Below are 25,068 nucleotides of genomic sequence, written 5' to 3'. Positions count from 1 at the left end.
ATACCCGATGGGGGCGTATGCCGTTCGGCCCGTCCCAGCGGCCGCTGCCGTCACGCCGGGGCGTGGCGCACGACGTCGAAGCGGGTCCGCGCGTGGCCGGCATACCCCCGCCCGGTGGTCTCGTGCTCGACGGTGACCTCGCCGCCGGCGCGGGTGACGACGACGGTGGTGGTCAGGCGCTCGGGCTCGGCGGCGCCGATACCCGAACCCCAGCCCTCGGCCGCCACCGTGAGTCCGTCGTCCTCGACGAGGAGCGACTCCCAGCGGCCGTCGACGACGGGGTCGAAGACGTGCAGCTCGACGGTCTCGGGGTGGTGGCCGTCGGTCGAGGCGGGCGCCTCGGCCCACATCGGGATCGCGGCGCCGGCGCGGGCGTAGAGCGGGATCCGCTCGAGCGGCGTCTCGACGGTGATCCGCTGGCCGCCGGGGTGCAGCTCGCCGGTGTGCCAGTCGTACCAGTCGCCCTCGGGGAGGTAGACGCTGCGCGAGGTCTGGCCCTGCTCGGTGACCGGCGCGACGAGCAGGTCGCGGCCGAAGAGGTACTGGTCGTCGATGTCCACGACCTGCGGGTCGCTCTGGTGGTCGAGGACGAGCGGGCGCTGCACGGGCTCGCCCGTCTCGCTCGCCCGGACGAAGGCGGAGTAGATGTAGGGCAGCAGCCGGTAGCGCAGGCGCACCGCCTCACGGGCCAGGTCGTGGATCTCGGGACCGAACGACCACGGGTACTGGTCGATGTTGTTGGTCTCGGAGTGGTTGCGGCAGAAGGGAGTCAGCGCCCCCATCTGCATCCAGCGCAGGAACAGCTCGGGGTTCGTGTCGCCCTGGAAGCCGCCGATGTCGGCGCCGACGAAGGGCTGGCCCGACAGGCCGAAGCCGCACGCCATCGGCATGCTGACCCACAGGTGGTCCCAGCGGGCCTGGTTGTCACCCATCCAGTTCGCGGCGTAGCGCTGGATGCCGGCGAAGCCGGCGCGGGACAGGATGAAGGTGCGGTCCTGCGGGCGGGCGGCCTTGAGCCCCTCGATGGTGCCCATCGCCATGAGCAGCGCGTACTGGTTGTGGAAGCGGTCGTGCGACGCGCGACCCTTGTCGAACAGCATGGTGTGAGAGGGGATCTCGCCGGTCGCGGGCTCGTTCATGTCGTTCCAGATGCCGGCCAGGCCCGACTCGACGTGCTTGGCGTTGAGCGCACCCCACCACGAGCGCGCCTCAGGCGTCGCGAAGTCGGGGAAGACGGTGTTGCCCGGCCAGACCTGCCCGACGTAGGTGTCGCCACCCTCGGTGCGGCAGAAGACGTCCTGCTCGAGACCGTCGTCGTAGACGGCGTAGCCGGGGTCGTGCTTGACGCCGGGGTCGACGATCGAGATCGCGCGGTAGCCCTGGTTGGCCAGGCCCTTGAGCATGCCGGCCGGGTCCGGGTAGCGTTCGGAGTCCCACGTGAAGACGCGATAGCCGTCCATGTAGTCGATGTCGAGCCAGATGGCGTCACAGGGGAACTCGTCGTCGCGGTAGCGCCTCGCGATGACCTCGATGTCCTGCTGCTTGTAGGCGTGCCACCGGCAGTGGTGGTAGCCCAGCGCCCAGATCGGCGGCAGCGACGCCCTGCCCGTCAGCCACGTGTAGCGCTCCAGGATGCTCGCCATCGACGGACCGCCGAAGACGTACTCGGTCCACTGCCCACCGTGGAAGGTGACGCGGTACTCGTCGTCGCGGCTGAACTCGTACTCCCCCCGGTAGCCGTTGTCGACGAACGAGCCCACGGCAGAACCGGTCTCGGCGTCGCGCTGGTAGAAGAAGGGGATCGTCACGTAGTACGGGTCGAACTCGGTGCTCGACATGTCGGCGCGCGGGTCGTCTGCCGCCAGGCCGGCCCGGAACTCGGCCGTCGCGTGCTCGTTGAGCACGTCGGTGTTCCACATCGTGAAGTCGCGGCCGCGGCGGTTGTGGTGACCGCCCTTCTCGCCGAGGCCGTAGATCGCGTCGTCACGCCCGATCCGGCGCCGCGTCGTCCACGCGTCGTTGAGCGTCGCGTAGGTCCAGTAGCGGCCCTCGGCGTCCGGGACCGACTCGAGCACGACTGAGCCGTCGGCGCGGTGCACGTCGATCCGGAACGGGTCGAGCCACAGCGTCACGACGAGCTCGTCCGTCACGAGCCGCCACACGTCCTCACCGTCCACGTCCTCACGCTCGGCCCGCCAGGTCACCGGCTCGTCGGGGTGGGTCGCGAGCGGGTCGACGCACACGGCATACGTCGGCTTGGGGTCGAACGACCCGCCCCGGCTCAGCTGGAGGCGCACGACGTCGGGGCGCACCGCGTCGATGCGCAGCAGCTCACCGTGCAACCGCGCCAGCAGCCCGTGCTCGGCCTCCTCGACGGAGTCGACGCGCTCGAATCGGATGAAGTGGTCGGTCCTCATGCGACCACCCTGTCAAAGACCGGGCCCGCTGACGACAGGCGGCCGCCGATGTCGGGCCGGCGTGAGGCTGCGTGTCAGGCTGCGGGTCAGGCGCCGACGCGGGGGTGGCGCACCTCGGCGCCGGTCGCGACCGGAGAGCGCCGGGACGCCAGGAGCACCCGCGCGACGACGTCGGGCCGCACAAGGATCGGCGGCGGGTCGGCCAGCTGGAGCACGCGGTTGAAGGTGCGCGCGACCGGCAGGGACGTGTGCGCCGCGTGGATGACCCGCTCCGTGTAGCCGTTGAGCCACCCGGTGCCGAAGGGCCGCTCGCCCACCGTCGCAGGGTGCCCGAAGTCGCCACCCACGGCGATGCGCCACGGCGCGTCGATGATGCGAGCAGCCCTGCGGTGGAAGCGTTTCGGCAGATCGTCAGAGAGCACGCCCTCCCTACCCGCGACGTCCCCCAGCGCGGCGGCCTGCAACGCCGCGGACGTCATCCCCTGCCCGTAGATCGGGTCGAAGCTGCTGGCGGCGTCGCCGAGCGTGACGAGACCGGCCGGCAGGGCGGCCACCTTCTCGTGGTGGCGACGCTGGCTCGACGGGAAGCGGTAGACCTCGATGTCGGAGACCCGCTCGCAGTGCGCGATGAGCTGGGCGATCGCCGGCGAGGACAGGGTCGCGGCGTAGTCCCGGATCTCGGGGTCGGTCGCGGGCGGCACGTCACCGTGGACGCCCGAGAGCGTCACCTGCCAGCGATCGCCCTCGACCGGCACGACGGCTCCGCCGCGGAAGGAGCCCGGGTTCTCGATGCTGAGCAGGAGCAGCCCCTCGAAGTCGCCGGGCGAGCGGCGCAGGAAGAAGGAGGTGTAGCCGATGTCGATGCCGACACGCGTCGTCGGCGGGTCGAGGACTCCGGATGCCGCGAGCTCGTGGGCGATGCGCGAGCTGCGTCCCGAGCAGTCGACGACGAGGTCCGCGGGGCGTGTCTGCCCGGCGACCACCACGCCCGTGACGCGGCGCCCGTTCAGGGACACGCGCTCCACGGTGACGCCGTCCTCGAGCGTGACCTCGGGCAGCGCAGCCACCCGGCTCCGGACGACGTGCTCGAGCAGGGGCCGAGTCATCCCGAGACCCGGGCGCCCCCAGTAGCCGCGCGCCCGGTAGGCGCCACCCTGGTGGACCCACGAGGACTCGCCGTCGATCCGGACCGCGCCATGGCCCTCGAGCTCCTCCTCGATGCCGGGGAACCAGTCGCGCAACAGGTCCAGTCCGGCCGACAGCAGCGCGTGCAGGTGCCGGCCCTGCGGCACGCGCGCCCTCGGCGCTACGTCGTCAGGCAGGTGATCGCGCTCGAGCACGACGACCGACTCGGCGTGGTCGGCCAGCGCGCGGGCCGCGAGCAGTCCGGCCATGCTGCCGCCCACGACGACGACCCGACCCTTGCGTCCACCCGTCATAGGCCACCTCATCTCGCCGACGGACACGACAAGGCTAGGACTCCGGCGGGTCGATGTGGGGCTGATGGGGGTTTGATGGGGGCATGACCGAGCACCTCGACGCGCAATCCGACGCGCAACCCGACGCGCACGCCGACGAGCTGGGCATCGCGGCCCAGCCGTGCACCCACGTCGCCGGCGACGCACTCAGCCCCGCCGACCCGACGCCGGGGATGAGCCGTCAGGTGGCGCTGCACACCGAGTCGATGTGGTCGGGCACGGTCGACACCGAGGCCGGCGCCGTCTCCGGGTGGCACCACCACGGCGACCACGACACGACCCTCTACGTCGTCTCCGGGCGCATGCGCCTCGAGTCGGGCCCGGGCGGCGAGGTCGTCGTCGAGGCCGGCCCGGGCGACTTCCTGCGCGTGCCCGCGGGCGCGGTGCACCGTGAGTCGAACCCCGGCGACGACGCGTCACGCGCCGTCATCGTGCGCTGCGGGTCGGGCACCCCGACGGTCAACGTCGACGGCCCGGCACCAGCCAGCACCTCGGGCAGCACCTCGGGCAGCACGTCGGGCAACACGTCGGGCAACACGTCCCACGGCCACTGAGCCCTCGGCGACAAGGAGTCCCGCGATGCGCACGACGATCACCGAGACCGGCGGCGCCGACCCGGCGGTGGCGTGGAGCCGCTACGAGAACCTCGCCCTGTGGCCGACGTGGTCGCCGCAGATCCAGGAGGTCATCGCCGCCACCCCGCGCATCGCGCCCGGACTCAACGGGCTCGTGGTCGGGCCACTCGGGATCCGCGTGCCGTTCGAGGTGCTGTCGGTCGACGCCGAGGCGATGCAGTGGAGCTGGCACGTGCGCCTCGGCCCGGTCGACGCGACGCTCGACCACGCCGTGCGTCCCGCGCCGGGCGGCTGCAGCACCGAGCTCGTCATCGACGCGCCGGCCTTCGCCGTCATCGGCTACCGCCCGCTCGCCGCCCTCGCGCTCAGGCGCCTGGTCCGGTCCGACCTCTAGCGTCGGCCGCCCGGCACGCGTCGACGATCTCGCGCAGCGCGCCGTCGACGTCGGCCACGTGCTCGAGCGCGGTGACCTCACGGTCGGGCCCGTGGACGCGTATGCCGTGTGGCACCGCCGAGCTCGTCACGAGCGGCCCCGGGTCGGCGTCGGGATGCCGCAACGTCACGTCCTCACGGTCGAGCCGGCCGACGTAGACCGGCACGACCCCTCGACCGTTGCGGGTCGGACGGACGACGACGACGTTGACGTCGTCGGTGGCGGGGGCGATGGTGACGACGTGCTTGGCCGCGGCGAGGACCGTGGAGGCCAGGCCCGCGGCATACACGGTGTTGCGCTCCCCCGCCGTCCGCGGGCGCCACGCGGCGCGACCGGAGGGACCGGCCGCACGCTGCTCCTCGGCGACGATCCCGATGGTCGGGAAGCGGACGAGCACGGTGACGTAGCCGCGGTGGGTGACCGGGTCGGTGCCGGCGTCGAGGCACGTGACGTCGCTGCCCGACCGGCGCAACGCCTCGTCGACGACCGCGACGACAGCCGCCGGGTCGTGCGCCTCGAGCAGCTGCCAGGCGCCGGTGGCGAGGGCTGCCCGGCGGTCGGCGAAGACGTGGCGCGCGACGTTGCTCGCGCGGACGACGGCCGCGGCACGCTCGGCGGCGAGCGCCTTGAGCTCAGCGCTGTCGGCGCGTGAAAGGCCCTTCGCCGTGGCGCCCGTCGCCGAGAGCAGCTTGCCGCGGATAGCCGACTCCTCCGCCGGCGTGACCGGCACGAACGGCTCCACCGCGGGCGGATGGATCGCGGTGAAGGTATGGCGGTGCAGGCTGCAGAGGTCACGGTCGACGGCGAGCGCCTCGTCCCGGTCGCCGTCCCGGCGCGCGGCGAGCGCCCGGCGCGCGAGCTCGTGGATCGAGAGCGCACCGGCTGCGGCTCGCAGGCCGGCGGGACCCGCGACCGCGTCTCCGACACCAGCGCCGAGTTCAGCGGGGCTCCCGCTCGCGCCCCGGCGCGCCCCGAACAGCCGCCGAAGCCCGCCCCCGCGCCGGCCCCGTCCGTGGCCGCCTGCTCGCTCGGCCGACGCGCGTTCGTCACCGCTGCGATCGGCGAGGCCGGGGGTCGCTGCCTCGATGGCCGGCGTCATGACGTCGGCGAGGGCGGCCGCGACCGGGCCGCCGACGCGGAACTGGGCCCGGAGGCCGGACGGGTGGGCCACGAGTCGCAGGATCGGTGAGAGCCGGATGCCCGGCGTCTTCGCCGTCTCCTCGGCATCGGTCGCTGAGGTTCCGGTCCCTGGGCGCCCGGTCCCAGTGGTCTGGGTCCCAGTGCTCTCGGTCCTGATGCCCCAGGCCCCAAGGCCGTCGGCGACGTCGACGACGTCGGCGAGCACGCTTCCGGCGCCGTCGAGCACCGACCCGCCGGGGCCGAAGCCGTTGGGCCCACCCCCCTGGCCCGGCGAGCCCCCGGCGAGGACGTGGGTGGCTGAGCCCGAGCGCGCGCTTGCCGGCTGGTAGTACTCCCGCCCCGCCTTGGTCGGGCCGGTCGGGCCGGTCGCCCCGCCGGCTCCGGCGACCGCGCCGGCGTAGGTGCCGTAGCCGTTCGTCGTGCCGCCCGAGCGGCCGCGCTCGGGGAAGAGCGCAGCGAGCGACACCGTCGACTGCGCGGCCACCGTCGCGATCGGGAACGACACGCGGCCGAGCCGGTTGCCACCGCGGCCACCGCGCCCGCCGTCGCGTCCCCCGTCATCACCGCCATGATCCGCACCAGCGATTGGCCGGGGCGCGGTCGCGGACCAGAACGTCCAGTCAGCAGGGGGCTCGGGCCAGTCGGGGTCGGGCAGCCACTCGTCGTGCGGCACCCACGTCGCAGGTGGCATCGGCCACCCCGGCGGCGGGTTGAAGCGAATGGTCACAGCACGGCCCCCCTCGGCCACCCCTCATGGCCCTCCCCGCCGGGCAACGTCGCGCTCGCGGGCACGCGGCGGAGGGATGGTCCGGAAGTCCGCGAGCCCGTCGTCGCAGCGTAGCGCCGGATTCGCGCCCGTGGTCGGCTCGCGTCGAAGGCACGTGACGAGCTGTTTCAGGAGGGCGTATGCCGTGTGCACCCTCGCCGTCGCCGGCAACCCAGGGCGAGCGCGGGCAGTCAGGCCTGTCGCGTGCCGGCGCGCTGCACCCGGACGGTGGTGACGGCGACGAGCAGCACGCAGACCGGCACGACGACGAAGAGCACCACGGCCCCGGCCCGCACCTGGTCGGCAGCGAGATCCCGCAGCCACGGCAGGTCGAGGCCGCTGAGTGCATCGGCGACGAGGACGGTCGAGGTCCGCGCGAGCCACACCGCAGCGGCGAACGCGCACAGCACGACGGCCCCGAGACACGCCAGGACGGTGCGCGAACCCTGCCCCGTGCCGGTCCGTGAGCCGGGCGTGGCTGCCGTAGCTGCTGGGCTTGCGGCTGGGATTGTTGCTGAACTGGTGCCATCGCCGGTCCCGAGCATCGCCGCCGCCCACAGGCCACCGACCCCGAGAGCCCGAGGACCGTGACGCCGAGGGCCGCGAGCACGGCCAGCCACACGGCTGCGACGCGGCTGCGGGCCAGGGCCGCGCCCGTCGCGACGACGAGCGCGCCCCCGGAGGTGAGCAGGCCGATCCGGGTCGCGTCGATCTGCCACACGAGCGCCTGCAGCTGCGGCCCCAGCGCCGGGCTCGACAGCGACAGCCCCGCCGCGTCGGCGAAGGTGAGCACGACCCCGACGAGCGCGAGAGCGGCCCAGACGAAGGCGGCGCCCGCCGCGAGGTGCATCGGCACCGACGGCGCGAGAGCGCGGATCCTCGGGCCCGACCGGGCGGGGGCGGGCACGAGGGACGCGGCGAAGACCAGGGAGGCGAGCGTGACGGCCGCAGCGACGTCGTGCCCGACGCGGACGAGCGGCACCGACCACCGCACGAGCGGCCCGGCGTCCTCGACGAAGACGAGCGGGTCCATCGCGCCGGTCGAGCTGGCCGCGACGACGCACGCGACGAGACCAGCGAGGACGGCGAGCACCGGAGTGAACGCCGGCCCGAGAGTGGTGCCGATCGCCCGGGAGGTGGCTGGGGGCTGGCTCATGTCGCCGACCCGGCGCTGATGGCTACGGATCTTTCACCCACTTTGGGGTGAAATGCACTGTGCAGGACGCTTTTTCGCATTCGATGGCACAGATCACCGACATCAGGACTCACGTCAGGCCTGGACCCAGCCACGCCACCACCCCCGTCCCACACCCCCGAGTGGCTTCAAATGCACTATGACACAACAGGATTCGTTCGGACGGCAGCGTCAGGTGGTTCGGCGCCTCACCCTCGACCGCCGCCCGGACAACCTCGTCCACAAGAGCGCACCTCCGACGGTATGCCGTATTCGACCAGATCCCAATGGGTTTCGGGGCCAGTACGCATGGGTAGCAGTTATGGTGCAAACGAGGTCGCAGGTGTCTCGGGGGGATCGGGCAGCTGCGCGGGTGGTCGAGGGGGATGCGATGGATGAGCAGCCACAGACGAGACGGGCGATCCGGGATCGCGAGCGACGACGGGGAGTCGTGCCCGTCGTGATCGGGGTGCTGGCCGTGGTCGTCCTCGGCGCAGCCGTGTGGGTCGGGAAGGGCCTGTTCGCCTCGTCGTCCCCGGACGGCTCACCGTCGGCGATCCCCGGTCTCGCCGCGCCACTGACGGGGACGCCCGACCCGACGACGACGTCGGCAACGACGTCGGAGGCGACGGCAACGCCGACGACAGCCACACCGTCGGAGACCACGACGGAGAAACAGACGACGGAGACACAGACGCCGACGCCCACCCCCACCGCCGACCCGGTCGCCCGGGCCGTCGCCTCGTGCCGGGCCAAGTGGGGGCTGCAGTCGGCGGCCCGCGCCGACGCCAACCGCTCCGTCCCAGTGGGACCGCCACCTCGACATCATGAACAACCTGCAGGCCGGCAAGCTCACGCTCGCCCAGGCCAAGGCCGCGTGGCCGGCGACGACGGAGAAGGCTCCCGAGAACGTCGCCGCGTTCCGCGCCGCCGACAGGGCTCTGGCGGCCTCCAAGGACAGCTGCGCGGTGGACGCCTCGGCCACCGGCAGCGCGGCTGACGCGGTCCGCGGCTGCGCGGCGTCCATGAAGACGGTCGATGGCATGCTCACCCAGGCCCGCGTGGCGATCGCGCCGTGGGAGACGCACCTCAAGGACCAGTCGCACTTCAAGGCGGGCGGCATGACCCCAGCCGCAGCCGAGGCGGCGTGGCGGGTGCTGTGGAAGAAGGGGCTGGCCACGCTGCCCGGCTACCAGGCCGTGGCGGCCAAGGGTCAGTCGGCGTCGTGCAGGCTCCCCGCCTGAACCACCTCGCCGTCCGCGGCGACGTTCGCGTCACCGATGTCCTTACCGATGCCCTCGACACCGACCGCCTCACCGATGGCCTCGACACAGAGCCGGACGATGTCCATGACGTCGCCGTCCGGCGCGACGGCCACCAGGTCGTGTGCCGGCCCCTCGAACTGCAGTGGCCGCACGGCGGAGCCGAGCAGCAGCGGCACGGGGTCGGCGAGCGACGGCCGCAGGGTCACGGCCTCACGGCTGAGGGTGCCGACGTAGATCGGCTCGAGGCCCTCGCCGGCCTCGGTCGGGCGGACGATCACGAGGTGCACGTCGTCGGCGGCGACGGCGACGATGATGGCCCGGCGCGCCGCAGCGAGGGCGAACGACGCGAGACCGCTGAGGTAGAGGGCGTTGCGCTCGGCGCGGGTGCGGCGGCGCAGCATCCGGCGGCCGCTCGACGAGACGCCGGGCCCGCGCTCGGCGACGATGTCGAAGCCGGGATAGCGCGAGACGATGGTGACGTAGCCGCGCGAGGTGTCGGGCTCCCACCCGGCGTCGACGCACGTGCAGCCGCACGCCGCCGACTCGAACTCGGCCTCGAGCTCGGCGATGACGGCGCAGCGGTCGTGGTCGGCGAGGTCGCTCCACTGGTCGTCAAGGGCCGCGGCGCGGTGCTGGGCGATGACGGTGTGCGCGAGGTCGAGGGTGTGGCTGAAGCTGTCGGCCTCGGTCTCGGCGATGGCCCGGGCCTTGGTGCGCGCCACGCGCCGGAACACCGACACCTGCGGGAGGGCGGCGCGGAACGCCTTGCGCTGGAGCAGGCTCCGCTCCTTGGCGGAGATCGTCGCGGGCTCCGGCGGCTCGGGGCGGCGACGCGGCGGGTGATGCTCGAGGTGGAGCGAGCCGAAGGCCTCCTCGATCGAGCCGAGCGCGTGCAGGTCGCCGGACTCCTGGGCCTGCCGGGCCTGCGTCTCGAGCTCGGTCAGGCTGTGGTGCACCGCGTTGCCGTCGGCCGTGCCGGGCGACAGGGTCCGGGACCCGACGCCGGTGCCGACCCGGACGGTGGCGCCTTCGAGCGAGGCACGCAGTCCGGACGTCGAGGAGCTGAGTCGCACCTCGGGTGCGACCCTGAGCAGCAGATCCACCTCAGAGGTCCAGCCGGCCCGCAGACGCGAGCAGGCCGTCCAGCTCCCAGGCGCTGTCGGCGACCTTCCGCTGGCGCACCGGCTCGGCGGCCGGCCCCGACGAGGTTGCTGTCACGAGGGACTTGGACGCAGCCCGGGCCCGGAGGTTCGCGAGCCAGCTGCCGCGGTCGGTGCCGTAGGCGCCGGACCTGACGGCAGTGGGCGCAGCGGTGGCGGCCGTCGAGCGGGGCGGCGTGCCGAAGCGGGACAGCCCGGCATCACCGGGGGCGGACGCGGCCGGACGGTCGACGATCCAGAAGGTCCATCCGCGCGGCGGCGTGGGCCAGCTGGGATCGGGCATCCAGTCGTCACCCGGAGCCCACGACGACGACGGAACCGGCCATCCCGGAGGAGCGTTGAAGCGCACCGACATGTCTACCCCTTTGACCAGAGCCTGAGGGCCGACCCTGACCTCGACCCCTCAGCCGCACGCTACGACCAAAGGCGGTCAAAGTCTCCGAAATGCACAAAAACACCCGGCTGCACCTCCCTCCTCTCAGGGGACGCTGGGGGACGGCTCGGGGTCGACCCCGATGGGCACCACCGCCGCCGACGGCCACGCTGGACGCATGACGACGAGCACGCTGGCCCCCGCACGGGTGCCGATGCAGACGGCCACGGTGACGACGCGACCGGCGAACACGCATACGACCACCTCCCGGCCGACGACGTCCCACCCGAGCGCGACTGCGGCGACGGCGGGCCAGGTGTCGTCCGACCGGGTGCCGCTGCTCGCGCTGCTGGCGCCCCTGCTGCTCTTCGCCCACGGGATCGTCGAGTGGGTCGACGGCCTCGACACGCTCGACGACGCAGGCGGCCTCGGCAACCTCGGTGGGCTCGGAGGCCTGGCCGCCGCGCACGCCGACGGCGCGCTGTCCGTCGCCGCGGGGGTGCTGCTCGTGCTGTCCGTCGCCGGGTTCGCGTGGCTCACGACGAGCCTCGGCGTCCGGCTGCGCCACCTGCCGCTCGCCGTGCCGACGGCGCTGCTCGCGGCCTTCGGCGCCGGCGCCACGGGCGCGGTCTGGCTGGGCCGGCTCACCGGGCTGCTCGACGACACGATCCCGTCGGTCCTCGCGTCGGGCGGTGCCGTGCTCACCGGTCTGGCACTCGCGGCCGTTCTCGTCGCGCTGGCGCTCGAGGGTCGTATGCCGGTGGGCGCACTCGCACTCGCAGCCATCGGCGCGCTGTTGCTCGTGCTCCCTTGGGGGCTGGGGCCGCTCGGCTCCCTCGTGCTGCTCATCGCGCTCGCGCCGCTCACTCGGCCCGAGTCCGCCGAGACGGTCTGAAGCCGCCCGATCAGGCTTTCCAGAGTCGCCCGAAATTGCCCCGGCCTCTCGGCCCCGAACCGGCGAGTAGCCCCCGAGGATGTGACGGTGCGCCCGATCCGGGCGCCAGCACAGTCCCACTCACACCCTGGGAGCTCACCACATGCGACACCTCAGCCTGACCAGACGCGGCGCCGTCGCCGTCGCGTCACTCGCCCTCGCCTCCACCGCAGCCGTCGGTGGGGTCGCCGTCGCCTCGACCGACGCCGAACCGGTCTCGACGCCCGTCACCATCAGCGCGCCGGACGGGCAGCTCATGAGCTACATCGTCAACGCGCGCATCGCCAACCCCGGCCAGACCCGTCTCGTCGAGTCGGCCGTCCGTGCCGCCGGCGGCGTCGTCGTCCAGTCGTGGCCGCAGATCGGTGTCGTCGTCGCGCACTCGAAGGTCTCGACCTTCCGCGCCGACGTCGTCGCCAAGGGCGGCAACGCCGTCGACTCGGTCGGGGCCAGCCGCACGGTCGCCGTCACCGAGGGCACCCCCGAGGCCGTCGGGGCGTCCTGGGGGCGCGGCGCCTCCGGCTACATGAAGGGCGCCAAGAAGGCATTCAATGGCGACGTCGAGTCCGACGCCTCGCCGGCCGCCACGACCGACCCGCGCGAGACCGAGCAGTGGGACATGACGATGATCAAGGCCGACCAGGCCCACAAGATCACCGACGGCTCGCGCAACGTCCTCGTCGGCGTGCTCGACAGCGGCATCGACCCCGACCACCCCGACCTCGTCAAGAACATCGACGTCGCCGACTCGGTCAACTGCTCCGACGCCGGCCGCCCCGACCTCTCCGCCACCGGCTGGTACCCGACGACGAGCGACCACGGCACCCCACGTGGCCGGCACGATCGCCGCGGCCCGCAACGGTGTCGGCATCGTCGGCGTCGCCCCGAACGTGCGGATGGCCGCCGTCAAGGTCGTCAACGACGACGGCTTCATCTACCCGGAGTACGCCGTGTGCGGGTTCATCTGGGCCGGCATGAAGCACATGGACGTGACGAACAACAGCTACTACGTCGACCCGTTCGAGTTCTACTGCGAGGACCAGCCCGACCAGTACGCCGCCAAGGAGGCCGTGCGCCGCGCCGTCGCCTGGTCGACGAAGCAGGGTGTCGTCCACGCCGCCGCGGCCGGCAACTCCGCCCACGACCTGAGCGACAAGTCGTCGTTCAAGGACACCGGCAGCCCGGACGACCAGCCGGCCTCGGGCCAGGTCTCGCGCACGCTCAACAGCGGCTGCGAGGACATCCCGACCGAGCTCCCCGGCGTCGTGACGGTCTCGGCTGTCACCCGCACCGGCGCGCTCGCGTACTTCTCGAACCGTGGCCTCGGCAAGATCGATGTGGCCGCTCCGGGTCGCACGATCCTCTCGACCGTCGTCGCCAACAACGGCTACGGGAACAAGAGCGGCACGTCCATGGCGTCGCCGCACGTCGCCGGCGTGCTCGCCCTCATGAAGTCGGTGCACCCGACGTGGACGCCCGCGCAGATGGTCGACAAGCTCCGCGCGCAGGCCGACGACCACGCGTGTGCACCCGCCGAGCTCAACTACGGCCCGGCCTGCACGGGACCGGCTGCTGACAACAGCTACTACGGCGAGGGCATCATCGACGCCCTCGACGCCGTGAGCTGACGTTCAACACCTCGAGTGAGCGCCCCGTCCCACGCTTCTATGGGGCGGGGCGCTCACTCGTGTGGGGCGGGGCGCTCACTCGACGGTCGGGGCGCCAACTCGAGTGGCCTCGTCGTCACACGGTCCGGTGGTGGAGGGAGCGGACGGTGCGCGCGAGGAGGACGAGCGCGACGAGCTGGGTCGCCGCGACGACGATCACGAGCGCGGGCAGCGACCGGTCGTAGAGCCACCCGGCCACGAGCCCGCCGATGATCGCGAACGCTCCCTGCACCCCTGCGAAGACGCCGTATGCCGTCGCGCGCCTCGGTGCCTCGACGACCTCCGCGACGAGCGCCTTCACCGTCGAGTCCTGGACGCCGTAGGCCAAGCCCCAGACCGCGACCCCGACGAGCGAGAGCCACACGGACCCGGCCAGTGCGAGCGGGGGCACGAGCGCGACGAGGATCGGCACGGCATACAGCACGGCGCCGCCGCGGCGGTCGTAGACGAGACCCACTCCGAGGGCCGCGAGCGCCTCGACGGCCATGGCACCGGCGTACACGACCGGGACGGTGGCGACGGGGACGAGCCCGCCGACCGTCAGGTGGTAGCCGATGATGCCGAAGGTGACGAGCCCGCCGGTCATGAGCCCGGCGGCGAAGGCGTAGCCGAAGAACTCGCGCGGCAGACCTGACCCGACGGCATCGGCGAACCAGCCACGCAGCCCGCCGCGGGGTGGCGACGCGTCCGCAACCGGCTGTGCCGCAGGGTCGTTCGCGGCGACGGGCTCCACGTCGTAGACGGACGGGTCGGGCACGCGCGAGCGGATGACGGCGAGGAGCAGCATGGCTGCCACCCCGGGGATCGCGAGCACGGCCATGCCCGGCCAGATGGCGCCGGCCGCGGCGATGACGGCGGCCACGAGGAGCGGCCCGGCGAAGGCTCCGACCTGGTCGAGCGCCTTGTGCACGCCGAAGCCCCGGCCGCGGCCGACGGCCGAGGCGACGTGCGCGAGCAGGGCCGACTTCGAGGGGCTGCGCACGGCCTTGCCGGAGCGCTCGAGCAGGATGAGGACGGCGGCCACGACGAGGCCCGCGCCGCCGATGAAGGGCGTCACGGCGAGCAGCGGCACGCAGACGGCGGTGAGGCCGTAGCCGGCGATCGTCAGGCCCCAGTAGCGACCCGTCCGGTCGGCGAGCGGCCCGAAGACGAGGCGCAGCACGAGCGCCATCGCCTCGCCGGCGCCGGTCACGAGGCCGACGACGAGCGCGGTCGCCCCGAGCGAGGCGAGCAGCGGGCCGTACATCGAGCGCGCACCCTCGTAGACCATGTCCGCGGCGAGGCTGACGAAGCCGAACCACCACACGACGCGCCAAGCCGACCAGCGGCCCGGGCTTCCGGCGTCGGCAGGAGCGGCGGTCGCGTCGGTCATGCGCGGCAACCTAGCAACCGGACCTGCCAGCGGGCCTAGCCTGATCAGGTGAGCAACCCCGACCGCCACCCCACCGAGATCGTCTGCGGAGAGGACGCGCCCCCGTCGTCGCAGCCAGAGTCGGAGCAGCAGCCCGAGGCCGTCGTGCTCCCCTACCGCGAGGTGCCGCTCGGCGGTCCGCGCGCGATGCCGGTGCGCCGGAGCCTGCCGCAGCGCGAGCGCTCGCTCATCGGGGCCTGGTGCTTCGTCGACCACTACGGCCCCGACGACGTGTCGCAGACCGGCGGCATGGTCGTCCCCGGCCACCCGCACACCGGGCTGCAGACGGTGTCATGGCTCTTCACCGGCGAGGTCGAGCACCGCGACACGACCGGCGTCCACGCGTTCGTCCGGCCCGGCGAGCTCAACATCATGACCGCGGGCCGCGGCATCGCCCACTCGGAGTACTCCACCCCGGCCACGACGGTGCTCCACGGGGCGCAGCTGTGGGTCGCCCTCCCCGACGCCGACCGCTCCACGGAGCCGGGCTTCGAGCACTACGCGCCGCCGGTCACCGAGGTCGACGGCGCGCGGGTCCACGTCTTCCTCGGCACGCTCTTCGGGCAGACCTCACCGGTGACGATGTTCTCCGACCTGGTGGGCGCCGAGGTGACGCTCGAGCCCGGCGCCTCGCTGACGTTCGACGTGGACCCCGGGCACGAGCACGGGCTCCTCTGTGACACCGGCCTGCTCACGGTCGGGCAGGCCACGGCCAAGCCGGGCGAGATCGCCTTCCACGCCGTCGGCACCGAGCGGATCACCGTCGAGGCCGGCCCCGACGAGCCGGCGCGCTTCCTCGTGCTCGGCGGAGCGCCGTTCGGCGAGCAGATCGTCATGTGGTGGAACTTCATCGGCCGCAGCCACGACGAGGTCGTCGGCTTCCGCGAGGCGTGGCAGCAGGCCCGCGAGACGGGCGGCTCCGAGGCCTACGGCACCTTCCCCGACGTCTGGGACCACACCCTCCCCGCCCCGGGACTGCCCAACCTGCGCCTCCGCTCCCGCGGCTGACCCGTCGGCAACCGCGCACTCGACGCCAGACACCCGTCGAGTGCCCACTTCCCGACGCGGGGAACTGGGCACTCGACGAGAGTTTCTGGTCGAGTGCCCAGTTCCCGACGCCGGGAACTGGGCACTCGACCGAGTGGGGCAGTCGGGTGAGTGGGGGAGGATGGCCGCATGCGCGCGACGACGATCCATGCCCCCGGCGACATCCGCCTGACCGACGTTCCCGACCCGAAGATCGAGGAGCCCACCGACGCCATTGTGCGCGTCGTGGCGGGCTGCATCTGCGGCTCGGACCTCTGGCCCTACCGCGGCGCCAACCCGATCACGGCCGGCTCGACCATCGGCCACGAGGCCGTCGGCGTCGTCGAGGAGATCGGCTCCGACGTCAGCCACGTCGCCAAGGGTGACTTCGTCGTCATCCCGTTCGTCCACTGCGACAACACGTGCCCGCACTGCCTCGCCGGCATGACCTCGGTCTGCGACCACCAGGGCTGGACCGAGAGCGGCCAGGCCGAGCTCGTCCGCGTCAACCAGGCCGACGGCAGCCTCGTCAAGACCGACGGCATGCCCGACGACGCGCTCATCCCGTCGCTGCTGACCCTCGCCGATGTCATGGCGACCGGCTGGCACGCCGCCGTCAGCTCGCGCGTCAAGCCCGGTGGCACCGCCGTCGTCATCGGTGACGGCGCCGTCGGCCTGTGCGGGGTCATCGCCGCCAAGGAGCTCGGCGCCGAGCGCATCGTCGCCATGTCGCGCCACGAGCCGCGCCAGGCCCTCGCCCGCGAGTTCGGCGCCACCCACGTCATCGCCGAGCGCGACGACGCCGGCGTCGAGGCCGTCATGGAGCTGACCGGCGGCATCGGCGCCGACTCGGTGCTCGAGTGCGTCGGCACCGACCAGTCGATGAAGACCGCCTTCCGCATCGGCCGCCCGGGCTCGACGGTCGGCTTCGTCGGCGCCCCGCACGGGGTCGAGCTCCCGGTGCGCCAGATGTTCGTGCGCAACGTCGGGCTCGCCGGCGGCATGGCACCCGTGCGCACCTACCTGCCCGACCTGCTCGAGCGCGTCCTCGACGGCCGCATCGACCCGGGCAAGGTCTTCGACCTGTCCCTCCCGCTCGCCGACGTCGCCGAGGGCTACAAGGCCATGGATGAGCGCCGCGCCATCAAGGTCCTCCTGCGTCCCTGAGCAGCGCCGCCAACCTTCGACAGCCGCCGCCCGGCGACACCGATCGGGTATGCCGTGTGCGCACCAAGCCGTGGACGCTCGCGCTCCGAAGTCCGGACGTGACCCGCGAACCCGAGCACACGGCATACCCCATCGATGGCCCCACGGCGGCCCTGGCCCGGAAGGCGGAGGACCACATGACGCACGCGCGGCTCATCGACACGGCGGCGCCGAGCGCGCCCCGCGGCGTCGCGCTCGTGCTCCACGGTGGCGCCGCGCGGCGGCGTCCGATGCGGGTCAGCCCGACCCAGCTGTCGGTGCTGCGGATGGTGCCGATCGCCGGTCGGATCGCGCGCGCCGCCAAGGGTGAGCTCGCCGTGCTGCGGCTGCTCAACTCGACCCGCGGCTGGGACGCGCACCACACCCCCGTCGACGACGTGCGGTGGGCGCTCGGGCAGGTCGCCGAGCGTTTCGGCCCCGACCTGCCCGTGGGGCTCGTGGGCCACTCGCTCGGCGGGCGCGCTGCGCTGCTCGCCGCCGGCGAGGATCGCGTCGTCAGCGCCGTGGCCCTCAACCCGTGGGTCTACCCCACGGAGGGACGACTCGACCTCGCCGGTCGCCGGGTGCTCGTCGTCCACGGCGACGACGACCGCATCGCCCGACCGACGAACTCCGCTGCGGTCGCCCGGGACCTCGGCCGTACCGCCGACCTGGTCGGCTACGTCACCGTCGAGGGCGGCAAGCACGCGATGCTGCGCCGAGGCCAGGTCTTCGACCAGCTCGCTGCCGACTTCGCCGCCGCGACCCTGCTCGGACGCCACCCCGGCGGCGTCGTCGGCCGCATCCTCGCCGGCGAGGAGTGGGTCGACGTCTGAGGCCGAGAGGCTCACCCCGGCCGGATGCCCCTTTTGGGAATGAGTGACCATTAGGTCCTGCAATGCGAACTTCCTTTGCAGACGCCCCATTGGGCCAATACAGTCGGGGGCATCCCCTCCAACGACCGGTCCGGAACTAGGTGAGGACCTGGCTTGGCCCCGAGATTTGCGTCCGTCGACGACTACATCGCCTCCTACCCCGAGGAGACGCGGACCCAGCTTGCGGAGGTTCGGCGCACGATCCACGACGCGGCGCCCCACGCCGGGGAGAAGATCAGCTACGGCATGGCGACCTTCACGGTCGACGGCAAGCCCCTCATCTACTACGCCGGCTGGAAGAACCACGTCGGGCTCTACCCCGTGCCCACGGGCGACGCGGTGTTCGAGCGGGCCATCGCCCCCTACCGGCGCGCCAAGGACACGGTGCGCTTCCCGATGAACGCTCCGGTGCCGCTCGAGCTGATCTCCCAGATCACGGCGCTGTGCCTCGAGCGGCGGGCGGCCGCGGAGAGCTCCGAGACCTGACGAGGGTCCCGGTGTGGCGCGGCCAGGTCAGCGCTCGACGACCGACAGGACGTTGCCGGCGGGGTCGGTGAACCAGGCGATGAGCGGGCCGCCCTGGCGGAAGACGCCCTTGGCGTCGGTCTCCATCGGCGTGCCCGCGTAGGTCTCGAAGGTGACACCCCTCGCGGTCAGGTCGTCGACGGCGGCCTCGACGTCGTCGACCGGGAAGTTGAGGATCGTGAACGACGCCGGTTCGTGGTTCGGCTTGGGGTAGACGAGTGTCGGGCGGTCGCCGCCGTCGCCGGCGAGGTGGAGCGTCAGCATGCCGTTCTCCTCGGTGACGCGCCGGCCGAGGGTGTCGGCATAGAACGCCTTGGCCGCGGAGATGTCGTCGACGGAGAAGCCGCTGAACGCGTGGGAGTCCTGGAGCACGGTCGGTCCTCTCTCCGGGGCACGGGGTGCGCCCGCTCCACCCAGTCAAGACCTCGGCCGCCGGTCGTGGCGGGGTTCCCATCGAGAAATTTCGCTGGAACCCCAATCCAGTCGCGCCCTGCGCGGCGAACCCCCGCGCGGAGACGGTCGACGACGACCCCCCGTCTGAAGCAGAGCAGGATGGACGGTTTGTCTCCTCGTCAAGGAGGAACACAGATGCGCACCACCACCACTCGGATCGCCGGCGCCAGCCTCGCCGCGGCAGCAGCCATGGCCCTCAGCGTCGGACCGGCCTTCGCCGCGGACACCTGGGTCAGCGCCAACCTCAAGCCCGTCGCCGGCAACGGCGTCGACGGCAGCGGCACCGCCATGGTCGACGTCCAGGGCAACAAGATCACCGTCACCATGGCCGCCAACGGCCTGCTCCCCGACAACCCGCACGCCGCGCACATCCACTTCGGCGCCGAGGCCCGCCACGAGTGCCCGGTCCTGTCCGACGACAAGAACGGCGACGGCCACCTCAACACGACCGAGGGCGGACCGGCCTACGGCGACATCGTCGTCTCGCTGACCAAGACCGGTGACACGAGCCCGAAGTCCGGCCTCGCCATCGACCGCTTCAGCACCGCCCCCGGCGGCAAGATCGCCTACCAGCGCGGCAGCATCAAGGTCTCGAGCGCCGTCGCCAAGGCGATCTCGGCCGGCGAGTCCGTCGTCGTCATCCACGGTGTCGACTACAACAAGGACGGCAAGTACTCCGGCGACACCAAGAGCGACCTCATGCCGTCGCTGCCCACCGAGGCGACCGACCCGGCCCTCTGTGGCGCTCTTCGCGTCGCGCCCGCCGGTGGCATGCACACCGGTGGCGGCCTCGCCGCCGACAACCTCAAGACCGGCGGCCAGAACGAGGCCCTGATGCTCGTCGGTGGCGGCGCCCTGCTCGCCGCGGCCGGGTCCGGCGCCTTCGCCGCCCGTCGCGCGCGCTCGCGCGCCTGAGCGACGGGACTCCTCCCGTGAGCGAGCGCACCCAGTCCCCCGACGGTGACCGCCCCACCCGCCCCGCTCGCCGCAGTGGCGTGAGTGGCGCGGGTGTCAGGGCAGCCGTCGCGGTCACGGCCGCCCTGGTCGTCGTCGGGGTCATCGCGCTCGTCCTCGGCCTCCGAGGGACGTCAGGGACCCCCGGCCCGCCGCAACCCGCGGCGGCCGGGGTGCCCTCGGCCAGCACGTCCCCGGCGGGCCCGACGGCCTCCCCCGGTCAGGGCGGGACACCGACAACCGGCCCATCTCCGAGCACCTCGGCAGGCACCAGGCCGAGCGCCGAGCCGGGCACGAGCGACGACAACGGCTTCGGGGACTTCCTCGAGGCGTCCGAGCCGACGTCGATCGAGATCCCGTCGATCGGGGTGCGCTCGTCCCACTTCGTGCCGCTCAGCATCCAGCGTGACGGCACGATCTCGGTGCCGGGCACGGCCCAGGAGGTCGGCCTCTACGACGCCGGCCCCACCCCGGGACAGCTCGGCCCCGCGGTCCTCGCCGCGCACGTCGACACCCCCTCCGGGGTGCCGGGCATCTTCTACGAGCTCGGCAGGGTCCGCGCCGGCGACGTCGTCAAGGTGTCGCGCCGGGACGGCTCGCACCTGCGCTTCACCGTCGACACGGTCGCGGCCTACAAGAAGACGCAGTTCCCGACCGAGGCCGTCTACCGGGGCGACTTCACCAAGGCGGAGATTCGCCTCGTGACGTGCGGCGGCCCGACCGACAGCCGCAACGAGTACCGCGACAACGTCGTGGTCTTCGGTCACCTCACCGGCACGAGCTGAGGCCACGCGCCCGCTCACTGCGAGGTATGCCGTCGGGCCCCTCCCAGCGCCGGCTGACGGGACCGGCGGCCTACCCGGGAGAGGATCTCGGGATACGACGACCCACTGTGATCCACGTCTCAGCCAACGCAAGGTAAAGCGCGGGTATAGGCACGCACTCCGGACATTCAGGGGCGTTCCCCGCGCGTCGTCGTTACCGTGGCGTGACATTTGCCAGTTGACTCGTTTACTCTTCCCAAGTCCGGCCACCAGGTCGGGCTCTCGTGAGGTGGACCGCCTAGTCCTGTCACCGCCTGACGAGAGAGATCAAACCTTGTGACAGGAGCGGAGGAACCACACGTTTCTCCGGGCGTCCGGCGCAACGACTCCGGACGTCCTTGGGGTTAAGCCTTGGCCCCCGCGCGACGAAGTCACGTCTCTCGGGTCCGAGGCCGGGCACCTTTCCGCCCGAACCCGACAGCTAACTTCGTAGGCGCGGAGAGGCATCAAGCGTGAACTCAGAGAACATCCGCGGTCGCCACCGTGCACCTGGCCGCCACAACCCCCTCAACGAACTCAAGCTCCTCGCCCGTGAGTCGGCTCAGCCGGCCATGAAGGCCGGGGCCGTTGTCGCCGCAACGGGTGGCCTCGTCGCCACCTTCGCCAACCCGGCGAGCGCCGACACCCTGTCGCCCAACTCGGGCAACGTCGCTGCGGCAGGCTCCGAGGCCGCGGCCCCGGCTGCTGTCGGCCCCGCGACCGCCGCGGCTCCCGCCGTGTCGACCGCCCTGTCGAAGATCGGCTACGCCCCCGCGGTGCAGCAGGCCGTCGCCGGACGCGTCGCCAAGCCGAAGCCGCAGGTCATCGAGGACGTCCAGGTCAAGACCGAGCGTGCCGCCGCGAAGAAGGCTGCTGCCGAGCGCAAGCTCGCCGCCCAGCGCGCCTCGCGTGACCTGACCCGCAAGACCCTGACGAAGACCACCTCGTCGGCCAAGGTCAGCGTCAACACCTCCGTGCCGAGCGCCTCGTCCGGCATGCGTTCCTCGCACAACTGGGCCACCGCCGGCCAGTGCACCTGGGGCGCTCTCGCCCAGTGGTACAAGTCGGAGGGCTACTACCCCGGCGGCTGGACCGGCAACGCGATGGTCTGGGACACCGGCGCAGCCTCCGCGGGCTACACCGTGAGCGGCACGCCCCGCACGCGCTCGATCCTCGTCATGGAGCCCGGCGTCCACGGCTCCTCGAGCGTCGGCCACGTCGCCTGGGTGACCGCGGTCAACGGCAACCAGGTCACCATCATCGAGATGAACGCCCTCGCCGGCGCGTACAACTACAACACGCGCACGCTGACCGACGGTCCGGGCATGAAGTACATCTACGCGCCGTGACGGTCCGTCGATGACCGCGGAGTTCCACGCGAACTGAGCGCACGCGAAGGGGAGGATGCTGCGGCATCCTCCCCTTCGTCATGCCCCCACGAACGCCGCAGTCGGGTGGGATCGCCCACACGGCCAACCCTGGACACGCGGGAATGATCGCCGACCCGCACGCCTTGTCGCCTAGGTAGTTGAAGGCTCCATCGACCACGGTGGCGCCGCCAACCGTCACCGACAGCCCCCTACACGTGAGGAGCAGGCCTGTGTCCACGGCCTTCGAGAGCATCCGCATCGGCCGCTGGGACCTCCCCCAGCGCTTCGTCATGGCACCGCTGACGCGCAACCGCGCGGGCGAGGGCCAGGCGCCGACCGAGCTCAACGCCGAGTACTACGGCCAGCGCGCCAGCGCCGGCCTCATCATCACCGAGGGCACCCAGCCGAGCGCCGTCGGCCAGGGCTACCTCGACACCCCCGGCATGCACTCCGACGAGCAGGTCGCCGGCTGGCGCCTCGTCGCCGACGCCGTGCACCAGGGCGGCGGCCACGTCGTCGTCCAGCTCATGCACGCCGGCCGTGTGGCCCACCCCGACAACAAGGGTGGCCTCGAGAGCGTCGCCCCGAGCGCCATCGCCGCGCCGGGCGAGATCGTGACCCCGAAGGGTCAGCAGGCGTATGCCGTCCCGCGCGCCCTCGAGACCGACGAGATCCCCGCGCTCGTGGCCGAGTTCGTCCACGCTGCGCGTCAGGCCGTCGCGGCCGGGCTCGACGGCGTCGAGGTCCACGCCGCCAACGGCTACCTGCCGCACCAGTTCCTCGCCCCGAGCAGCAACCAGCGCACCGACGCCTACGGCGGCTCGCCCGAGAACCGCGCGCGCCTCACCGTCGAGATCACCAAGGCCGTGGCCGAGGCGATCGGCGCCGACCGCGTCGGCATCCGCATCTCCCCCGCGCACAACATCCAGGGCGTGCTCGAGGAGGACGAGGCCGACACCGCAGCGACCTACGAGTCGCTCGTCGAGGGCATCGCGCCGCTCGGCCTGGCCTACCTCAGCATCCTCGGCGACCCGGAGTCCGACATCGTGCGCGACCTGCGCAAGCGCTTCGGGGGTCCGGTCATCCTCAACACCGGCTTCGGCAAGGTGACCGAGCTCGCCGACGTCGAGGACATCCTCGAGCGCGACCTCGGTGACGCCGTCGCCGTCGGCCGCGAGTTCCTCGCCAACCCGGACCTCGTCCGTCGCTGGCGCGAGGGTGCCACGCTCAACGAGCCGAACCCGCAGACCTTCTACGGTGGCGGCGCCGAGGGCTACACGGACTACCCCGCCCTCCCCTGATGCCGGCCTGACACGGCCTGACACGGCCTGACACGGCCCGGCCACGCGGCATACGGCCTGGTGACGAAGTGCCCACTCGACGTCTCACGTCGAGTGGGCACTTTCGCGCGCGGGTCAGGTGGGCTCGGGCGGTGTCTCGCCCGGGGCGAGGGGGTCGCCGAGCGCGCGCTGCACCCAGAGGACGTCGCGCGGGGCGCCGAGCTTCCAGCCGATGGCGCGGTAGGTGCCCACGGGCTCGAACCCCATCGCCGCGTGCAGGCGGCCGCTCGCCTCGTTGGGCTGGGTCATCCCGGCGGCGGCCATCCGGTAGCCGCGTGCGGCCAGCCGCTCGAGCAGCGCTTCGTAGAGCCGGCGGCCACCACCCCGTCCCTGCCGGTCGGTCGCGAGGTAGACCGACACCTCGCACGACCAGCGGTAGGCGGCGCGCTCCTTGAACGGCCCGGCATACGCGTAGCCGACGACGGCGCCGTCCTGCTCGAGCACGAGGAAGGCGTGCCTCGCCTGCGCCTTGGCGATCCGCCGGGCCATCTCCGGCGCGTCGGGCGGCTCGGTCTCGAAGGTGATCGTCGTCCCCATGACGTAGGGCGCGTAGATCGCCGCACACGCCTCGGCGTCGTCGGCGGTGGCGTCACGCACGAGCAGCTCGGACATGTCGCCGATGCTAGGGCCCGGGCCGGGGCACGCGCGGAGCACCCACGCAGCACCCACGCAGCACCCACGCAGCACCCAAGGACGCGGCACGAACGACGGACGGCGCGACCGCTGCTCGGACAGACTGAGCCATGCTCACCGCGATCCGGGCCCGCGTGCTGCCCGAGAACCAGCGCCGGACCTTCGAGGAGCTCACCTCGGACCTCGACCTCAACGAGGGCGACCTGCGGGCGAAGCGGTCGGCGTACTGGACGATGCTCTTCCTCGCCGCCTGCATCGCGAGCGCGGGAGTCATCGCGGACTCGACCGCGACCGTCATCGGGGCCATGATCATCGCGCCGCTCTCGACGCCGATCATGGGGACCGCCCTCGCGCTCGTGAAGCGGGAGCGCACCGGGGGCGTCAAGTTCGTCGTGCTCGGCGGCCTCATGGTCATGGCGGTCGGGGCGCTCTTCTCGCTCATGCTGCCGAGCCCCTACGACCTGCTCGGCAACGCTCAGGTCGCGGCGCGCACGAGCCCCCGCCTCGTCGACCTCGTCGGCGCCCTCGCCACCGGGTTCGCGGGCGCCATCGCCCTGGCCCGGCGGGACGTCGCCGCGATCCTGCCGGGCGTCGCCATCTCGATCTCGCTCGTGCCGCCGCTCTGCGTCGTCGGCATCTGCCTCGCCGAGGGCAGCCCGAGCCTCGCGTTCGGGGCGCTCGTGCTCTTCCTCTCGAACTTCCTCGCGCTCGTCTTCGCCGGCAGCCTCGTCTTCACGACGCTGGGCTACACGAGCGCGATCCGCGAGCAGGGAGGCCCCTCCCGGAGGAGGGTGCGCGTGACGTTCGGGCTGCTCGTGCTGCTCGTCCTCGTACCCGTCGCCCTCAACTCGGTCATCAGCCTGGCCGTCGCGAAGCTGACCGAGATCGGGCGCGAGACGACGCGCACCTGGCTCGCGTCGACGCCCGGTGCGGAGGTCGTCGACATCACGAACCAGGGCTTCACCCTCGTCGTCCACGTCCGAGCACCCGACGACCTGCCCCCGACCACGACGCTCATGAGCGAGCTCAGCGCAAAGCTGCCGACCGGCATACCCGTCGTGCTCGAGAGGTCGGTCGGCGAGAGCATCGACCTCGGCTCGACGACCTGAGC

At 72.5% G+C, this 25,068-nt stretch carries 25 protein-coding genes and 1 riboswitch; of the genes, 15 read left to right on the top strand and 10 right to left on the bottom strand.

Features of this window, described 5'->3' with window-relative positions; genetic code table 11:
• Window positions 1–50 precede the first annotated feature (50 nt).
• Both IEY30_RS05745 and IEY30_RS05740 read right to left on the bottom strand, forming a co-directional pair.
• Window positions 51–2,417: a glycoside hydrolase family 31 protein gene (locus IEY30_RS05745; RefSeq protein WP_030198164.1), complete on the bottom strand. Its 2,367-nt coding sequence runs from the start codon at window positions 2,415–2,417 to the stop codon at window positions 51–53.
• A gap of 86 nt (window positions 2,418–2,503) precedes the next feature.
• Window positions 2,504–3,856: an NAD(P)/FAD-dependent oxidoreductase gene (locus tag IEY30_RS05740; protein ID WP_052358519.1), complete on the bottom strand. Its 1,353-nt coding sequence runs from the start codon at window positions 3,854–3,856 to the stop codon at window positions 2,504–2,506.
• Window positions 3,857–3,939: 83 nt separating this feature from the next.
• On the opposite strand from IEY30_RS05740, the gene IEY30_RS05735 reads away from it, so the two are divergent.
• Window positions 3,940–4,449: a cupin domain-containing protein gene (locus tag IEY30_RS05735; RefSeq protein ID WP_229674858.1), complete on the top strand. Its 510-nt coding sequence runs from the start codon at window positions 3,940–3,942 to the stop codon at window positions 4,447–4,449.
• A 25-nt stretch (window positions 4,450–4,474) separates the two neighbouring features.
• A complete protein-coding gene (locus tag IEY30_RS05730; protein ID WP_030198159.1) occupies window positions 4,475–4,864 on the top strand; it encodes an SRPBCC family protein in 390 nt (129 codons plus the stop codon).
• Here IEY30_RS05730 and IEY30_RS05725 read toward each other — a convergent pair.
• Window positions 4,836–6,548 (bottom strand): hypothetical protein, encoded by a 1,713-nt coding sequence (locus IEY30_RS05725; RefSeq protein ID WP_156035259.1) that lies wholly within the window; start codon window positions 6,546–6,548, stop codon window positions 4,836–4,838. The genes IEY30_RS05730 and IEY30_RS05725 overlap by 29 nt on opposite strands.
• Window positions 6,549–7,000: 452 nt before the next feature.
• Window positions 7,001–7,219: a hypothetical protein gene (locus IEY30_RS05720; protein ID WP_030198152.1), complete on the bottom strand. Its 219-nt coding sequence runs from the start codon at window positions 7,217–7,219 to the stop codon at window positions 7,001–7,003.
• A 177-nt stretch (window positions 7,220–7,396) separates the two neighbouring features.
• On the opposite strand from IEY30_RS05720, the gene IEY30_RS05715 reads away from it, so the two are divergent.
• Complete coding sequence (locus IEY30_RS05715; protein ID WP_030198149.1) at window positions 7,397–7,984, top strand: hypothetical protein; 588 nt, start codon at window positions 7,397–7,399, stop codon at window positions 7,982–7,984.
• An 826-nt stretch (window positions 7,985–8,810) separates the two neighbouring features.
• A complete protein-coding gene (locus tag IEY30_RS05710; RefSeq protein WP_030198145.1) occupies window positions 8,811–9,227 on the top strand; it encodes a hypothetical protein in 417 nt (138 codons plus the stop codon).
• Here the strand turns inward: IEY30_RS05710 and IEY30_RS05705 are convergent.
• Both IEY30_RS05705 and IEY30_RS05700 read right to left on the bottom strand, forming a co-directional pair.
• Window positions 9,197–10,351: a hypothetical protein gene (locus tag IEY30_RS05705; protein ID WP_030198141.1), complete on the bottom strand. Its 1,155-nt coding sequence runs from the start codon at window positions 10,349–10,351 to the stop codon at window positions 9,197–9,199. The two genes, IEY30_RS05710 and IEY30_RS05705, sit on opposite strands and share 31 nt — an antisense overlap.
• A gap of 1 nt (window position 10,352) precedes the next feature.
• Window positions 10,353–10,691, bottom strand: coding sequence for a hypothetical protein (locus IEY30_RS05700; protein ID WP_030198139.1), 339 nt, complete (start codon window positions 10,689–10,691; stop codon window positions 10,353–10,355).
• 268 nt (window positions 10,692–10,959) lie between these two features.
• Here IEY30_RS05700 and IEY30_RS05695 point away from each other — a divergent pair, with 268 nt between their 5' ends.
• A complete protein-coding gene (locus IEY30_RS05695; protein ID WP_156035257.1) occupies window positions 10,960–11,676 on the top strand; it encodes a hypothetical protein in 717 nt (238 codons plus the stop codon).
• 187 nt (window positions 11,677–11,863) lie between these two features.
• Here IEY30_RS05695 and IEY30_RS21815 read toward each other — a convergent pair whose 3' ends face one another.
• Window positions 11,864–12,535: a hypothetical protein gene (locus tag IEY30_RS21815; protein ID WP_229674857.1), complete on the bottom strand. Its 672-nt coding sequence runs from the start codon at window positions 12,533–12,535 to the stop codon at window positions 11,864–11,866.
• Between the two features lie 10 nt (window positions 12,536–12,545).
• On the opposite strand from IEY30_RS21815, the gene IEY30_RS21810 reads away from it, so the two are divergent.
• Window positions 12,546–13,343 (top strand): S8 family peptidase, encoded by a 798-nt coding sequence (locus IEY30_RS21810; RefSeq protein ID WP_229674856.1) that lies wholly within the window; start codon window positions 12,546–12,548, stop codon window positions 13,341–13,343.
• 115 nt (window positions 13,344–13,458) lie between these two features.
• Here IEY30_RS21810 and IEY30_RS05685 read toward each other — a convergent pair whose 3' ends face one another.
• On the bottom strand, window positions 13,459–14,754 hold the full coding sequence (locus IEY30_RS05685) for an MFS transporter (RefSeq protein WP_052358518.1): 1,296 nt from the start codon (window positions 14,752–14,754) through the stop codon (window positions 13,459–13,461).
• A gap of 48 nt (window positions 14,755–14,802) precedes the next feature.
• Between IEY30_RS05685 and IEY30_RS05680 the strand changes: the two genes are divergently transcribed.
• The 4 genes from IEY30_RS05680 (at window position 14,803) to IEY30_RS05665 (ending at window position 18,365) form a co-directional block, all read left to right on the top strand.
• Window positions 14,803–15,801 (top strand): pirin family protein, encoded by a 999-nt coding sequence (locus IEY30_RS05680; protein WP_030198128.1) that lies wholly within the window; start codon window positions 14,803–14,805, stop codon window positions 15,799–15,801.
• 168 nt (window positions 15,802–15,969) lie between these two features.
• Window positions 15,970–16,986: a zinc-dependent alcohol dehydrogenase family protein gene (locus tag IEY30_RS05675; protein ID WP_030198125.1), complete on the top strand. Its 1,017-nt coding sequence runs from the start codon at window positions 15,970–15,972 to the stop codon at window positions 16,984–16,986.
• Window positions 16,987–17,084: 98 nt separating this feature from the next.
• Window positions 17,085–17,840 carry an alpha/beta hydrolase gene (locus IEY30_RS05670; protein ID WP_229674855.1) on the top strand — a complete coding sequence of 252 codons (756 nt, stop codon included), beginning with the start codon at window positions 17,085–17,087 and terminating at the stop codon, window positions 17,838–17,840.
• 153 nt (window positions 17,841–17,993) lie between these two features.
• Window positions 17,994–18,365, top strand: a complete 372-nt coding sequence (locus IEY30_RS05665; protein WP_030198121.1) for an iron chaperone — start codon at window positions 17,994–17,996, stop codon at window positions 18,363–18,365.
• Window positions 18,366–18,392: 27 nt separating this feature from the next.
• Here the strand turns inward: IEY30_RS05665 and IEY30_RS05660 are convergent, their stop codons facing one another.
• Complete coding sequence (locus IEY30_RS05660) at window positions 18,393–18,776, bottom strand: VOC family protein (RefSeq protein WP_030198118.1); 384 nt, start codon at window positions 18,774–18,776, stop codon at window positions 18,393–18,395.
• A gap of 216 nt (window positions 18,777–18,992) precedes the next feature.
• Between IEY30_RS05660 and IEY30_RS05655 the strand changes: the two genes are divergently transcribed.
• The 4 genes from IEY30_RS05655 (at window position 18,993) to IEY30_RS05640 (ending at window position 23,285) form a co-directional block, all read left to right on the top strand.
• Entirely contained in the window at window positions 18,993–19,772 is a 780-nt protein-coding gene (locus tag IEY30_RS05655; RefSeq protein WP_030198113.1) for a CHRD domain-containing protein, read from the top strand.
• A 17-nt stretch (window positions 19,773–19,789) separates the two neighbouring features.
• On the top strand, window positions 19,790–20,596 hold the full coding sequence (locus IEY30_RS05650) for a sortase domain-containing protein (RefSeq protein ID WP_052358517.1): 807 nt from the start codon (window positions 19,790–19,792) through the stop codon (window positions 20,594–20,596).
• A gap of 294 nt (window positions 20,597–20,890) precedes the next feature.
• Window positions 20,891–21,083: riboswitch (cyclic di-AMP (ydaO/yuaA leader) on the top strand.
• A gap of 4 nt (window positions 21,084–21,087) precedes the next feature.
• Window positions 21,088–21,963, top strand: a complete 876-nt coding sequence (locus IEY30_RS05645; RefSeq protein WP_030198107.1) for a CHAP domain-containing protein — start codon at window positions 21,088–21,090, stop codon at window positions 21,961–21,963.
• A gap of 251 nt (window positions 21,964–22,214) precedes the next feature.
• Window positions 22,215–23,285 (top strand): alkene reductase, encoded by a 1,071-nt coding sequence (locus tag IEY30_RS05640; RefSeq protein ID WP_030198102.1) that lies wholly within the window; start codon window positions 22,215–22,217, stop codon window positions 23,283–23,285.
• A gap of 114 nt (window positions 23,286–23,399) precedes the next feature.
• On the opposite strand, the gene IEY30_RS05635 is transcribed toward IEY30_RS05640, so the two are convergent.
• A complete protein-coding gene (locus tag IEY30_RS05635; protein WP_030198099.1) occupies window positions 23,400–23,936 on the bottom strand; it encodes a GNAT family N-acetyltransferase in 537 nt (178 codons plus the stop codon).
• 131 nt (window positions 23,937–24,067) lie between these two features.
• Between IEY30_RS05635 and IEY30_RS05630 the strand changes: the two genes are divergently transcribed.
• Window positions 24,068–25,066, top strand: a complete 999-nt coding sequence (locus IEY30_RS05630) for a DUF389 domain-containing protein (protein ID WP_030198096.1) — start codon at window positions 24,068–24,070, stop codon at window positions 25,064–25,066.
• Window positions 25,067–25,068 lie beyond the last annotated feature (2 nt).

It is taken from the genome of Terrabacter tumescens (assembly GCF_014646815.1).
GTDB lineage: Bacteria > Actinomycetota > Actinomycetes > Actinomycetales > Dermatophilaceae > Terrabacter > Terrabacter tumescens.
Note: the sequence above shows the minus strand (reverse complement) of the source record. Positions and strands in the feature narration are given on the sequence as shown.